Origin of the sequence: Algoriphagus sp. NF (assembly GCF_028823735.1) — a bacterium.
Classification (GTDB): domain Bacteria; phylum Bacteroidota; class Bacteroidia; order Cytophagales; family Cyclobacteriaceae; genus Algoriphagus; species Algoriphagus marincola.
In genome coordinates, this window is the sequence record NZ_JAPEIB010000002.1 from 119086 (window position 1) to 131932 (window position 12847).

The window sequence follows — 12847 nt, forward strand, 5'->3', positions numbered from 1 at the left end:
TTTTTTCTCTCTTAAACTTCTAAACAATGGCTGAAAAAGAGAATAAAAATATATCTGAATCATCTCTTATCGGTTTGATAAGAAAGCTTGAGAAATCAGCCAATATGGGTTTTTGGGAGAAGAATCTGCTCACAGGAGATTACTATTGGTCGGATCAGTTTTTTGAGATTTTTGGACTTGATCCTGAAAAAGATCTTCCTAGTGAAAGTCTAAGACTCTCATGTATTCATCCGGAAGATCGGGAAAAGTCAAAGAAAGCCTATCAAAACGCTATTGAAGCAGGGCAAAGCTTTAAAATTGAGAAACGAATTATAAGGCCAGATGGAGAAATCAGACACATAGTTTCCGAAAGTCATATAGAAAAAAATGAGAAGGGACTTCCTATAAAGGTCTACGGAATAGTAAAGGACATTAGTACTGAAAAACTCCTTCAGAAAAAAGCAGAGCGAAAAAAAAGAGAGCTACAAAGCTTCTTTAAAAACTCCAAAGACCTATTGATTGAAATAAATTGGGATGGAATCATTCAAAATATATCCGAATCATCTTATCAAAATTTAGGATATCATCCAGATGAGTTGATTGGCAAATACCTCAAAGATCTGGTCTTTCCCGAAGACCTCCCCGAGACCATGCAAGCTGCCCGAAAAGTACGAGCAGGAGAAATTGTTTCAAACTTCAAAAATCGATACATCCATAAAAATGGAGGTCTTGTCAATCTAGAGTGGTCTATCACTACAGATCCAGAATACCAGGCTCTTTTTATAAGTGCTCGGAATATCAACGAAAAAATTGAACTGGAGAAAGAAACTAAGGGACTTCTTGAAAGGCTCAACAGAGCCCAAAAAATCGCAAAGCTTGGGTATTGGGATCTTGAGGTAAAGAGCGAAAAACTCTTTTGGTCTGACGAAATATATCGGATTTGGGAACTATCAACCGATTTCGAGCCGGACTTCAATTTTTTCAAAAACTCCATCCATCCCGATGATAGAGACGAGTTTTTGGAAGCCCTGGAACAGACACTTTCAGAATCTGGCAGCATGGATTGCGTCCATAGAATAATAATGGAAGATGGCCGAGTAAAATATGTCAGGGAAAGAGCAAGTCCTTATATCAATCCAGACTCCGGTCACCGAGTTCTTAGAGGAACTGCTCAGGATATCACAGAAGAAAAACTGATAGAAAACGAGCTAAAATCAAGGAATCACTTCATTGAATCTGCCCTCGAAAATATATCCATAGGAGTAGCTGTGAACGAAATCAGCAGCGGCAAAGCCACTTTTATGAACAATGCCTTCTCGGAAATTTACGGCTGGCCAAAATCAACTATCAAGGACGTAGAATCTTTTTTCAAATCAGCCTATCCCGATCCCGAATACCGGGCGAAGATTTCTCAGCAAATCATGTCGGATATGCAGTCAGGGGATCCTAGCAGAATGCAGTGGCAGGACGTATTCATCACCACTCAGGATGGGAAACAAAGAGTAGTGTCAGCGAAAAACATTGCAATTTTGGATCAAGATTTAATGATATCGACCGTATGGGATGAGACAGACAGGTATTGGGCTGAGCAGACATTGAAAAAAAGCAATGAACGTTTTCATTTAGCTACGGAGGCGATCACAGATGCTATTTTTGACTGGAATATTTTAGGAAAAAAAATCTTTTGGGGAAAAGGATACCACCACCTCTTTGGCTATCCTGAAGAAATGCAATACGTACCGGAGGGCTTTTGGGAGAGTTGCGTACATCCTGATGATTTACCTCAAATTTTTGAAGACATACAGAGAGCGCGAAAAGACCCAAATGCAAAAAAATGGAAAGGCTCTTATCGTTTTAAGAAAGCTGATGGAACTTATGCATTTGTAAAAGAACAAACTTCTATACAGCGGGACAAGTCTGGCAAGCCTATCCGAATTGTAGGGGCTCTTCAAGACATCACCAAGGAAAAGGAACGCGAAGCCTCCATTGCCCAAAAAACGCTCTTTATCCAAAAATCGGCTGAATGTGCCCAAATCTTTCTTTCTGCAGACAATTGGGAGACCATCATGGATGATGTGCTGAGAATCATGGGAGAAACTATTCATGCAGATAGAGCTTACTTATTTCGAAAAATTGAAGATAAAAATGGACGGGATTATGTAAGGTTTGATTATGAATGGACCAATGGAAAAGTCAAAGAAGAAATCCAAAATCCAAAATATCATACTATTCCCATCGATGAGCATCCCTTACTCATCCAGGATGCTTCAGTCAAAAAACCATTTACAGTTTTATTGAGCGACGCTAGCGGCCACACCAGACAAATCATGGAAGCTCAAAAAATCCTATCTATGCTTAATGGGTCGCTTTATGTAAATGGTGGATATTTTGGACATGTTGGCTTTGAGTGCTGTTTCGAAGAGCGAGAGTGGACTGATGAAGAAAAGAATTTCATACAATCCATCATTAATAACCTAATAGTAGCTATTGAAAAGCAAGAAACGATGAACCAGCTTGCTGAGGCCTTAGAAAACAATAGCAATATTCTTGAAAGTATCGGAGAGGCCTTTTATTCATTAGATGACAAATATCGCTTTACCTATTGGAACTATCAGGCTGAGCAACTTACTGGACTGAAAAGAGAAGTTGTCTTAAATAAAACTATATGGGAAGTCTTTGAGGAAGCAATTCACCCTGACTTTGCAAAGCTGTTAAAGTATGCGATGTCAAGCAAGTCTCAGCAAGAATTAGAAATCGAGGACCCCTTCACAAAATCATGGTTGGAAATCTCCGTTTATCCTAGAGCTGTTGGGCTTTCCATATTTGTCAGGAACATTACCGACCGCAAAAAGGCCGAAGAGGAAATCGCTGAATTCAACGAACGATTTACCATTATCTCCAATACTTCACATGATGCTATTTGGGATTGGAATATCCAAACGGGAGAGCATTACTGGGGAATAGGCTTTAATAAGTTGCTGGGCCAGGATGTGGCCGGCCTTCAGGATAATCATAATAGATGGCTAGAATCCATTCATCCGGAAGACGTTATCAGTGTGAAAGAAACCCTGAAGAAGGTACTGCAGGACCCGGAAAAAACAATTTTTGAATCTGAATATCGAATTATCAATCAAAATAAAACTTTTTATGTAGTAGACCGGGGTACTATTATCCGAGATTCGAAGGGTAAAGCTGTGAGAATGGTAGGAGCTATCCAAGATATCAGCCATAGAAAGCGATATGAGGAATCCCTGAAAGCACTCAATCAACAATTGATGGTTTCAAATAGAGAACTCGAGAATTCTAATAGAGAACTGGAGCAGTTCGCCTATGTCGCTTCTCATGATTTGCAGGAGCCGTTAAGAATGATTTCCAGCTTCCTAGGTTTGATTGAAAAGAAGTATGATGACATTCTTGATGAAAAAGGCAAACAATACATCTCCTTTGCTGTAGATGGAGCCAAACGCATGCGAAGCATTATATTGGATTTGCTGGATTTCTCCAGACTCAAGGAAGCTACAGAATCCAAAATGTGGATCCAAATGCCTCAAATCATAAAAGAAGTGCTGCTTTTGAATAAAAAACTCATAAGTGAATCGGGCGCAAAAATTAAGATAAATAGCTTGCCGTCAGTTTTTGCTCAAGAAAGCGGCCTGATCCAATTATTCAATAATTTGATATCGAATTCGATTAAGTACAAAAAAGACGGAGTAAAGCCTATTATCGATATCTCTGCTGAAGAGGAAGAAAACTACTGGCACTTCAAGCTTAAAGACAATGGAATAGGAATCGATCCAAAATACCTTGATAAAATTTTCATTATTTTCCAGCGACTCCATGGTAGAGAACATTACCCCGGTTCTGGAATTGGCTTATCGATTTGTAAAAAAATAACCGAAATCCATGGAGGAAAAATATGGGTAGAATCCACCCTTGGAGAAGGTTCTACATTCCATTTCACCCTTCAAAAACCTCAAAATGAGTAAACATCCTCAGGAAAAAATATTGCAGATGGTTTATAACCACCCAAAGACGGTTGGGGTATTAATCTGCATACTTTTTTTGATGATCTCAAGCTACATCACTTATACGGAGTATCAGCTCAGAGTTGCAAATACCGAACAACAAATAAGCTCAGAATTAAACAGACTAAGTAATCAAATCCAAGCTTCGCTTACAGATGCAACAGGAGCTATCAAATCCCTGGCACATTTCAGTAAATACTATGAAATCGAAAATAATTTTGAACCTACAGGCGAAGCGATTTTAGAAAGTCATCCATCAGTCAGTGTAGTACAGGTTTTGGATAGTGGTAAAATCGTCGCAACCTATCCCCTCAAGGGAAATGAAGTGGTCATTGGTTATGATATTCTTAAGGATGAAAAACAAAGAATTGAAGCAATTGAAGCAATAGAAAGAAGGAGCGTGTACTTCGCGGGGCCTATCAATCTCAAGCAAGGTGGGTTGGGAATAGTCGGAAGACTTCCCATTTTTTCTAATGAAAGCGATAGATTTCAGGGCTTTGCTACTGCAATTATTTATTTAAACACCCTGTTTGATTCCACTTTCCAATCTTTAAATATTCCAAACGCATTTGTTCAGATAAAGAAAATCAACCCTGATAATAGAAGTGCCGATTCTGTTTTCTTTCAATCCTTGGCACATTCTCCATCTGTAACTGGAATATCAAAATCAAAAATACTCCCAAGTGCCAATTGGGAGGTTACAGTGGCACAAAGGGAGGGAATTAGTGTCCTGAACCAAATACCCGTGGTTTTACTACGAATAATTTCCGCAGGATTACTTGGATTCTTGGCCTATAGTTTTGTGCGACAACCAGCACTTTTATCCAAAAAGATAGAAGAACAATCGCGCGAATTGTTAGCCGCTACCGAACGCTATGAATATGCCACTAGGGCCACTTCTGATGTGATTTGGGATTGGGACTTTGCATCTAGCAATGTACTTAGAAGTAAAAATTTTGAGCAACATTTTGGCTTTAATCCTGAGGAGCAAAAAAAGGATGTCAATTTTTGGAGTAACCTAATTCATCCCGAGGACCGGCCATACATTCAAAAAAATCTTAAAGACACTTTAGAAAGTGATTCAAACTATTGGAAAGCTGAATTCAGAGTAAAAGATAAGGCAGGGAATTACCATTACATCGTTGATAGTGGATATATTCTTCGTGACCAAGAGGGAAAGGCTATAAGAATGATCGGGGCAATTCAAGAGATCACCGAACGAAAAATAGCGGAGCTTGCCCTTGCCAGCGAGAAAGAAAGACTCATCAGAGTGATCGAGGGAACAGAAGCTGGAATATGGGAGTGGAATGTACAAACCGGAGAAACCATTTTTAATGAGGAGTGGGCCCGGATTCTAGGCTATAAACTACATGAACTTGAACCAATCAGTATCAAAACTTGGGAAAGCCTTTTACACCCTGAAGACCTTCCAGTAGCTCAGAAAGATCTTGAAGATCACTTTTCAGGTAAAGCTTCTTTCTACCAAACTGAGATAAGACTAAGGCATAAAGAGGGTCATTGGGTATGGGTCTTAGGGAGAGGTAGAGTGATGAGTAAGGCAGATGATGGAAGCCCCTTGTGGATGTTTGGTACACAGATCGATATTTCAGAGAAAAAAGCCAAAGAGGAGGCATTAGAGAGATTAAATAAACAGCTTCAATCCACTAATTCGGAATTGAAAGCCTTTGCTTCTGTAGCATCACATGATATGCGTGAACCACTCCGAATGATCAGTTCATTCCTATCGCTTCTACAAAAAAAATATGCAGAGAAACTGGATGAAAAAGGGAATCAATACATTGATTTTGCTGTAGGAGGCGCAAAGCGATTAAGCCTGCTTATTGAAGATCTTTTGGAATATTCACGAATAGGGTTCGATTCGAAAAACAAAGAATCAGTTGATACAAATAAAACCATTGAATCGATTATTGATATCAACAAGCAGAGTATTGAAGCGAAAGGAGCTCAAATAAAAGCTGAAAACTTGCCAATTATCCAAGCGATAAGGGTGCCTATCCAACAGCTATTCCATAATCTGATTACCAATTCCTTAAAATTTGCCAAAGAAAATAGCACGCCAATTATTTCGATAAAATGTGTTGAATTGGAAAATTTTTGGCAATTTATAGTTGAAGACAATGGAATAGGCATAGAGGAAAAAGAACAAGACAAAATCTTTGAAGTTATGATTCGACTTCATTCCAAGGAAAAGTATGAGGGAAGCGGTATGGGATTAGCGATTTGTAAAAAAATTGTAAACCAACATGGTGGGGAGATATGGGTAGAATCCGAAATTGGAGTTGGAACAAAGTTCTTTTTCACGATTGAAAAGACCTAAATCTCATAGAGCAATAAAAATTAGTATAAAAAGCTTAAGCCCATTACCGGATTCTGATTCAGTAATAGTAAATCAAAGTTATGAGCAAGAGGATGGCAAAAATCTTACTGGTAGAGGATAACGAAGGGGATATTGTTCTCACAATGGAAGCTCTTATGGATTCACAATTACCCAATGAGGTCACTATAAAAAAAGACGGTGAAGCAGCCATCTCTTACTTAAGGGAACTGAAAGTATCCCAACCAAATCAGCTCCCGGACTTAATGCTTTTAGATATCAATCTTCCCAAGATGAATGGTCATGAGGTATTGACGGAAATAAAAAGCGATCCAGAACTTAAAAAAATCCCAATTATAGTTTTGACGACCTCCAGTTCGGAAAATGATATACAAGATGCCTACAGCAACTATGCAAATTGCTACATCACCAAACCAGTAGATGTAAATGATTTTCTTAGAGTAACTTCAAAAATCGAAGAATTTTGGTTTAATTTAGTCAAACTTCCAACTTCCCACTAAGATGCGAAAAGACAACAAACACTATAATTTTTTAATCGTCGAAGACAATTTAGGGGATTTTGTGCTTATCGAAGAATACCTTTCTGAGTATATCTTAGATGCAGAAGTAGTACATGCAGATTCATTTGCTTCTGCAAAACAAGAACTTATTACCAAAAAGAATTTTGACCTAATCTTCCTAGACCTTTCTCTTCCTGATCATGCCGGTGAAGATCTTATTAAGGATATTTTAAAACTATCCGAAGGGATTCCAATCGTCGCTTTAACTGGTTTTTCGGATCTGGAATTTAGCATTCGTTCCTTGGCGCTGGGAATTTCTGATTACCTCTTAAAAGACGAGCTGAACTCTGCTTTTCTTTACAAAAGCCTCATATACGCTATTGAGCGAAACCGGTATATCGAAGAATTGCAAGATTCCCAAAGAAGGTACAGTGAACTCTTTCATCTGAACCCCTCCCCCATGTGGGTTTTTGAACAAAAAACGCTTCAATTCCTGGATGTAAATGATGCCGCTGTCAAAAAATATGGATTCTCAAAGGCAGAGTTTTTACAAATGAAACTTTCAGATATCATCTGCAAAAATATTCCCAGAACCAATGTGAATCAAACCGTCGATTCCCCCCTAAAACATGAGATTTATTTCAATAGGGAAATACACTATACCAAGTCTGGCCAAAAAATCGATGTTCAATTTGAATCCGCTCCAATAGAATACAATGGAGTCGAAGCGAAGATTGTAGTGGTGAACGATATCACAGATCAAATCAGGCATATCGCTACGATAGAGGAACAGAATAAAACTTTCAGAGAGATCGCCTGGATTCAATCCCATGTGGTCAGAGCCCCTCTTTCTAGACTTATGGGACTGATTAATCTACTGGATCTCAAAGACAGTGAAACCTCCGAAGAAAATCTAGAATTGATCAATTATATCAAAAACTCCGCGGAAGAACTAGACCTAATCATCCGAGATATCAGCAAAAAATCCGAATCAATTCTATCTGATAAATCAGAAAATTGATAACTCTCGTTAAGTCGCAAATCAAAAGACCTAAAACCCATAATAATGAAAGACAAACATATCCTCATCACCGGAGGAGCAAGCGGAATTGGCTTAGCTATGGTTCGTAAATTTGCTGAATCGGGAAGCATCGTCTATTTCATCGATAATAATATCCCCGAAGGCGAACGCGTGATGCATGAGGAAATGGAACGTGGTCATCAGGTTAATTTTTGGCATGCAGATGTGACGGATTTTGATGCCGTCAGTCACCATGTCAAGCGCCACATTGGAAAGCTAGACGTTTTGATCAACAATGCGGGAGTTTCCCATATTGGTAAGGTGGAGAATACATCTATGGAAGACTTTGAAAGATTATTTCAAATCAACGTAAAAGGGATGTTTGTTTGTACCAAAGCAGCCCTTCCAAAGCTGCTCGAAGATGGTGGTGGATCTATTCTAAATCTATGCTCCGTAGCCGCAACCATTGGGATACCAGACCGCTTTGCCTACAGCATGACAAAAGGTGCAGCACTTTCCATGACCCTGAGCATAGCGAGAGATTATGTGGATAAAGGAATCCGTTGCAACTGTATATCTCCTGGAAGAGTGCACACTCCTTTTGTGGATGACTTTTTAGAAAAAAACTACCCTGGCCAGGAAAAAGAAATGTTTGATAAGCTTGCCGCTACCCAACCCATTGGGAGAATGGCCAGCCCTGAAGAAATCGCCGAATTAGCCTACTTTATCAGCTCTGACGCCGGTGGCTTTGTGACTGGTGCCAATTATAATATTGACGGTGGCTTCTTGAATCTAAAAATGTAACTTGGCTTAACCAAAATCAAAAATACTCAGTAATATGAAATTGCTTCGATTTGGACCAATCGGCCAAGAAAAACCCGGAATACAGACAGCAGACGGCAAAAATTTAGATTGCTCTTCCTTTGGAGAAGATTGGAATGAAAGTTTTTTTGAAAATGAAGGTTTGCACCGGCTTCGGCTTTGGCTCCGTGAAAACCAAAATAAACTTTCCGAAATCCCGAAAAACGCAAGACTTGGCTCACCTATCGCCCGGCCATCCAAAATCATTTGCATAGGTCTCAACTATCGAATGCATGCCGAAGAAGCCGGAATGCCGGTACCAGAGGTACCCATCATTTTTATGAAAGCCACTTCTTCCCTTTGTGGCCCCTATGATCCCATTTTCATCCCAAAAAACTCAACCCAGACTGACTGGGAAGTAGAATTAGCGGTCATTATTGGGAAAAGAGCCAAGTATGTCTCGATCGAAAATGCCATGGATTATGTGGCGGGCTATGCCACGCACAATGATGTAAGCGAGCGTGATTTTCAGCTTAGGCATGGAGGGCAGTGGGTCAAAGGAAAAAGCGCAGACCATTTTGCACCTCTTGGACCCTACATGGTTACAAAGGATGAAATTTCAAATCCTCACAAGTTGAGACTTTGGCTTAAGCTGAATGGAAAAATCGTACAGGACAGCAATACCTCTGATTTTATTTTTGACATTCCGACAATCATCGCTCACCTAAGTCAATACATGACCCTACTTCCTGGGGATGTGATTTCCACAGGTACTCCAGCAGGTGTTGGTATGGGGCTGAAACCTAATCCCAGATACTTGGAGCATGGAGATGTAGTGGAATTGGGCATAGATGGTCTTGGAAACTCCCGACAAGTCGCCATGAATGACCCGGAGGCATGAGAATCGACGCTCATCAGCACTTTTGGGAATATGATCCTGCCCGACAAGATTGGATAGACGATAGTATGAAAAGCATTCGAAGGGATTTTAAGCCCGGAGATCTGCAGCCATACTTGGAGGAGTTTGGGTTTGATGGCTGTGTCGCGGTGCAAGCCGAGGAAAGTCTTAGAGAGACCGATTATCTGCTCGATCTAGCCGATCAAAACAACTGGATCAAAGGTGTAGTAGGCTGGACAGATATTGGCTCGAGCAGACTCAGCCAAGTCCTTGAGCAATATCATGGAAACAAGAAGTTGAAGGGCTTTCGTGAAATTCTTCAAGCCAAGCCTCCACAATACATGCTTCGGGAAAATTTCCTCCGTGGACTCAAATCCCTACGAGTAAAGGGATACACTTACGACATCCTGGTATATCCTTGGCATTTGTCTGCTGTTCTAGAATTGGTGACAAAATGTGAGGAGCATGCTTTGGTAATAGATCATTTAGCTAAGCCTCTTATCAAAGACGGGGAATGGAAAGAGTGGAAGAAAAACCTTCAACCGATAGCCGAGCGGGAGTTTGTATATGCAAAGGTTTCGGGTCTTGCCACTGAGGCGGATTGGAATAATTGGTCAGAAGAAACCCTTATGCCTTACATCGAGATTGCTTTGGAATTATTCGGTCCAAAGCGCCTGATGTTTGGGAGTGATTGGCCAGTATCTCAGTTGGCTGGAAGCTATGAGAAAATCCTCCAAGCAGTGGAAAGTTTCACCGACAGCCTTTCTCCTGAAGAAAAATCATGGATAATGGGCAAAACAGCTGCGAAGTTTTACAAACTTGAAAAATAAGATGGATCTGCTGCTCAAAGATAAAGTCATACTCATTTCAGGTGGGGCCAAGGGAATCGGGGCCGCCATCTCAAAAGGTCTCATCGAAGAAGGAGGAATTCCTGTCATAATTGACCCTTCATCTGAAGGGGAAGAAATTCTTATGCTTGCGAATGGAAAAGGACTTCACATACCCATTCGACTGGAGCAACCCGAAGATTCAAAAAAGGCCGTCGAATTGACCATCGAAAAATTTGGGAGCATACATGGAATCGTAAATAATGCGGGAGCCAATGATGGCGTGGGCCTTGAAAATGGAAGCCCAGAGGCCTTTGCCAAGTCAGTTTCAAAAAACCTTCAGCATTACTATGACCTGGTTCATTTTTCAGTTCCTTTTCTAAAAAAGTCCAAAGGTAGCATCGTCAACATTTCCTCAAAAACTGCCATTACTGGCCAGGGTGGGACTTCTGGATATGTGGCTGCAAAAGGAGCGCAACTTGCTCTCACCCGGGAATGGGCCGTCGAGCTCCTACCCTATCAAATCCGAGTCAATGCCGTCATTCCTGCCGAAGTGATGACGCCTTTGTACGAAAAATGGCTTAGCTCTTTCCCCGATCCAGATAGTAAGCTCCAGGAAATCAGCAATCGAATTCCATTGGGAAAGCGTATGACAACTCCTGAGGAGATTGCTTCGACTGTTCTCTTTCTACTCTCAGAAAAGTCCGCTCATACGACTGGTCAGCATATCTATGTAGATGGCGGATACACACATCTTGACCGAGCCTTATGAGCGAAAAACCACCCATAGTACCCAAAAGCCTACTTCTCCCTTTTGTGCTCATCACCTCGCTTTTTGCATTGTGGGGATTTGCCAATGATATCACAAACCCGATGGTTGCAGCTTTCAAACGAGTATTGGAGCTAAATAATGTCCAAGCTTCTTGGGTGCAATTGGCTTTTTATGGGGGCTACTTCACCATGGCTCTTCCTGCAGCCTTTTTCATCAAAAAATATTCCTATAAGACCGGAGTCCTTTTGGGTCTCGGCTTGTATGCCTTTGGAGCGCTACTGTTTTATCCCGCAGCTTCCTGGGAAAGTTATGGCTTCTTTTTGGCCTCTCTCTATATCCTGACTTTTGGGCTGGCTTTTTTAGAGACTACGGCCAATCCCTATATCCTTTCCATGGGTCCGGAGCAAACTGCAACCCAACGACTAAACCTAGCCCAAGCTTTCAACCCCATGGGAGCTTTAGCAGGGCTTTTCGTAGCAAAGCAATTCATACTCAACTCCCTTCAATCTAATGAAACGGATGCGGATGGAATGATCATTTACAGTACCCTCGAAGAGTCAGCAAAGGCTGTGATCCGAACCAATGATCTGATGGTCATTCGCAACCCTTATGTCATGCTGGGCTTGGTGGTTTTGGGGATTTTGATTCTGATTGCCTTGGTGAAAATGCCGGAAAACAAGGACAATAAGGGTAGAATTGACTTTTGGCCTACCATGAGAAGACTTTTTTCAAAACGGAATTTCGTAGAAGGCACCCTAGCCCAAATGTTCTACGTCGGTGCACAAATCATGGTCTGGACCTACATCTATCAATATGCCGAAGCCTTGGGTATCGATAATGCCTCTGCCGTCAATTTCGGATATGCAGCTTTGATCGTCTTTCTTTTGGGTCGCTGGGTATGCACAGTATTGCTCAGGTACATTTCAAGTTCAAAGCTACTGAGCGTTTTCGCCCTGATGGCTATGCTATTTACACTCGGAGCGATTTTCCTTCCTGACATGCTCGGGCTTTATAGCCTGGTCGCCATCAGTTTTGCCATGTCTTTGATGTTTCCTACTATCTATGGCATTGCTCTGGAAGGTTTGGGAGAGGACTCCAAATTCGCAGCAGCATTTCTGGTCATGGCCATCGTAGGAGGTGCGATCATGCCGACTTTGCAAGGTATGATTTTGGACTTGGGTGGTAGTGGCTATTCTGACATCAAGATTCTGGGTGTATCCGAAGTCAATTTTTCATTCATTCTTCCATTTATGTGCTTTTTAATAGTTTGGTTTTTTGCAGTCCGTGTGAACTCTATTTCCAAAACTTAAACCATGCAAACATTCGTTTTGATCTGCGACCTGAAGGATGAGCCTGAGGCAATTGAAGCATACGATGCATGCCATCAAGCTGTAGCTGAACCTATTTTAGAAAGCATTCGACAAGCAGGAATCCTAGAGATGTCCATTTATCGATGGAAAAATCGTCTGACCATGATCTTGAAGGCCGATGATGAATTCACTTTCGAAAAAAAAGCAGCGCTGGATAATGCCAATCCAAAGGTGCAGGAATGGGAAGCTTTTGTCGGACAATTTCAAAGCAACCTACCCGGAACGCCTCCTAACTGGCGATGGGCCTTGATGAAAAAGGTTTTTGATTTTAGAGCAGTAGAAAATAAATAACTTTCCT

General features: G+C 41.0%; 10 protein-coding genes. All 10 read left to right on the plus strand.

The features are described from left to right. Positions 1–26: 26 nt before the first annotated feature. The 10 genes from OU792_RS01465 to OU792_RS01510 all read left to right on the plus strand — a co-directional run bounded on the left by OU792_RS01465 (position 27) and on the right by OU792_RS01510 (position 12840). Entirely contained in the window at positions 27–3965 is a 3939-nt protein-coding gene (locus OU792_RS01465) for a PAS domain-containing protein (protein ID WP_274669280.1), read from the plus strand. Then, positions 3958–6342, plus strand: a complete 2385-nt coding sequence (locus OU792_RS01470) for a PAS domain-containing protein (protein WP_274669281.1) — start codon at positions 3958–3960, stop codon at positions 6340–6342. The genes OU792_RS01465 and OU792_RS01470 overlap by 8 nt, the downstream gene beginning before the upstream one ends. A gap of 92 nt (positions 6343–6434) precedes the next feature. After that, a complete protein-coding gene (locus OU792_RS01475; RefSeq protein ID WP_274669282.1) occupies positions 6435–6860 on the plus strand; it encodes a response regulator in 426 nt (141 codons plus the stop codon). Position 6861: 1 nt separating this feature from the next. Further along, the gene (locus OU792_RS01480; protein ID WP_274669283.1) at positions 6862–7881 is read left to right on the plus strand and encodes a response regulator; all 1020 of its coding nucleotides are present in this window, start codon (positions 6862–6864) and stop codon (positions 7879–7881) included. A gap of 45 nt (positions 7882–7926) precedes the next feature. Further along, the gene (locus tag OU792_RS01485; protein ID WP_026944699.1) at positions 7927–8685 is read left to right on the plus strand and encodes an SDR family NAD(P)-dependent oxidoreductase; all 759 of its coding nucleotides are present in this window, start codon (positions 7927–7929) and stop codon (positions 8683–8685) included. Positions 8686–8719: 34 nt separating this feature from the next. After that, entirely contained in the window at positions 8720–9583 is an 864-nt protein-coding gene (locus tag OU792_RS01490; RefSeq protein WP_274669284.1) for a fumarylacetoacetate hydrolase family protein, read from the plus strand. Beyond that, positions 9580–10410: an amidohydrolase family protein gene (locus OU792_RS01495; protein WP_134202174.1), complete on the plus strand. Its 831-nt coding sequence runs from the start codon at positions 9580–9582 to the stop codon at positions 10408–10410. The genes OU792_RS01490 and OU792_RS01495 overlap by 4 nt, the downstream gene beginning before the upstream one ends. 1 nt (position 10411) lies before the next feature. Next, positions 10412–11179, plus strand: coding sequence for an SDR family oxidoreductase (locus OU792_RS01500; RefSeq protein WP_134202173.1), 768 nt, complete (start codon positions 10412–10414; stop codon positions 11177–11179). Next, the gene (fucP, locus tag OU792_RS01505; protein WP_134202172.1) at positions 11176–12489 is read left to right on the plus strand and encodes an L-fucose:H+ symporter permease; all 1314 of its coding nucleotides are present in this window, start codon (positions 11176–11178) and stop codon (positions 12487–12489) included. The genes OU792_RS01500 and fucP overlap by 4 nt, the downstream gene beginning before the upstream one ends. Before the next feature lie 3 nt (positions 12490–12492). Then, a complete protein-coding gene (locus OU792_RS01510) occupies positions 12493–12840 on the plus strand; it encodes an L-rhamnose mutarotase (protein ID WP_134202171.1) in 348 nt (115 codons plus the stop codon). Positions 12841–12847 lie beyond the last annotated feature (7 nt).

Excerpts from the sequence above, each read along its gene's own strand:
- fucP (WP_134202172.1), top strand. The coding sequence starts at position 11,176 with ATGAGCGAAAAACCACCCATAGTACCCAAAAGCCTACTTCTCCCTTTT.
- OU792_RS01500 (WP_134202173.1), top strand. The coding sequence starts at position 10,412 with ATGGATCTGCTGCTCAAAGATAAAGTCATACTCATTTCAGGTGGGGCC.
- OU792_RS01495 (WP_134202174.1), top strand. The coding sequence starts at position 9,580 with ATGAGAATCGACGCTCATCAGCACTTTTGGGAATATGATCCTGCCCGA.
- OU792_RS01490 (WP_274669284.1), top strand. The coding sequence starts at position 8,720 with ATGAAATTGCTTCGATTTGGACCAATCGGCCAAGAAAAACCCGGAATA.
- OU792_RS01465 (WP_274669280.1), top strand. The coding sequence starts at position 27 with ATGGCTGAAAAAGAGAATAAAAATATATCTGAATCATCTCTTATCGGT.
- OU792_RS01475 (WP_274669282.1), top strand. The coding sequence starts at position 6,435 with ATGGCAAAAATCTTACTGGTAGAGGATAACGAAGGGGATATTGTTCTC.
- OU792_RS01485 (WP_026944699.1), top strand. The coding sequence starts at position 7,927 with ATGAAAGACAAACATATCCTCATCACCGGAGGAGCAAGCGGAATTGGC.
- OU792_RS01480 (WP_274669283.1), top strand. The coding sequence starts at position 6,862 with ATGCGAAAAGACAACAAACACTATAATTTTTTAATCGTCGAAGACAAT.
- OU792_RS01470 (WP_274669281.1), top strand. The coding sequence starts at position 3,958 with ATGAGTAAACATCCTCAGGAAAAAATATTGCAGATGGTTTATAACCAC.
- OU792_RS01510 (WP_134202171.1), top strand. The coding sequence starts at position 12,493 with ATGCAAACATTCGTTTTGATCTGCGACCTGAAGGATGAGCCTGAGGCA.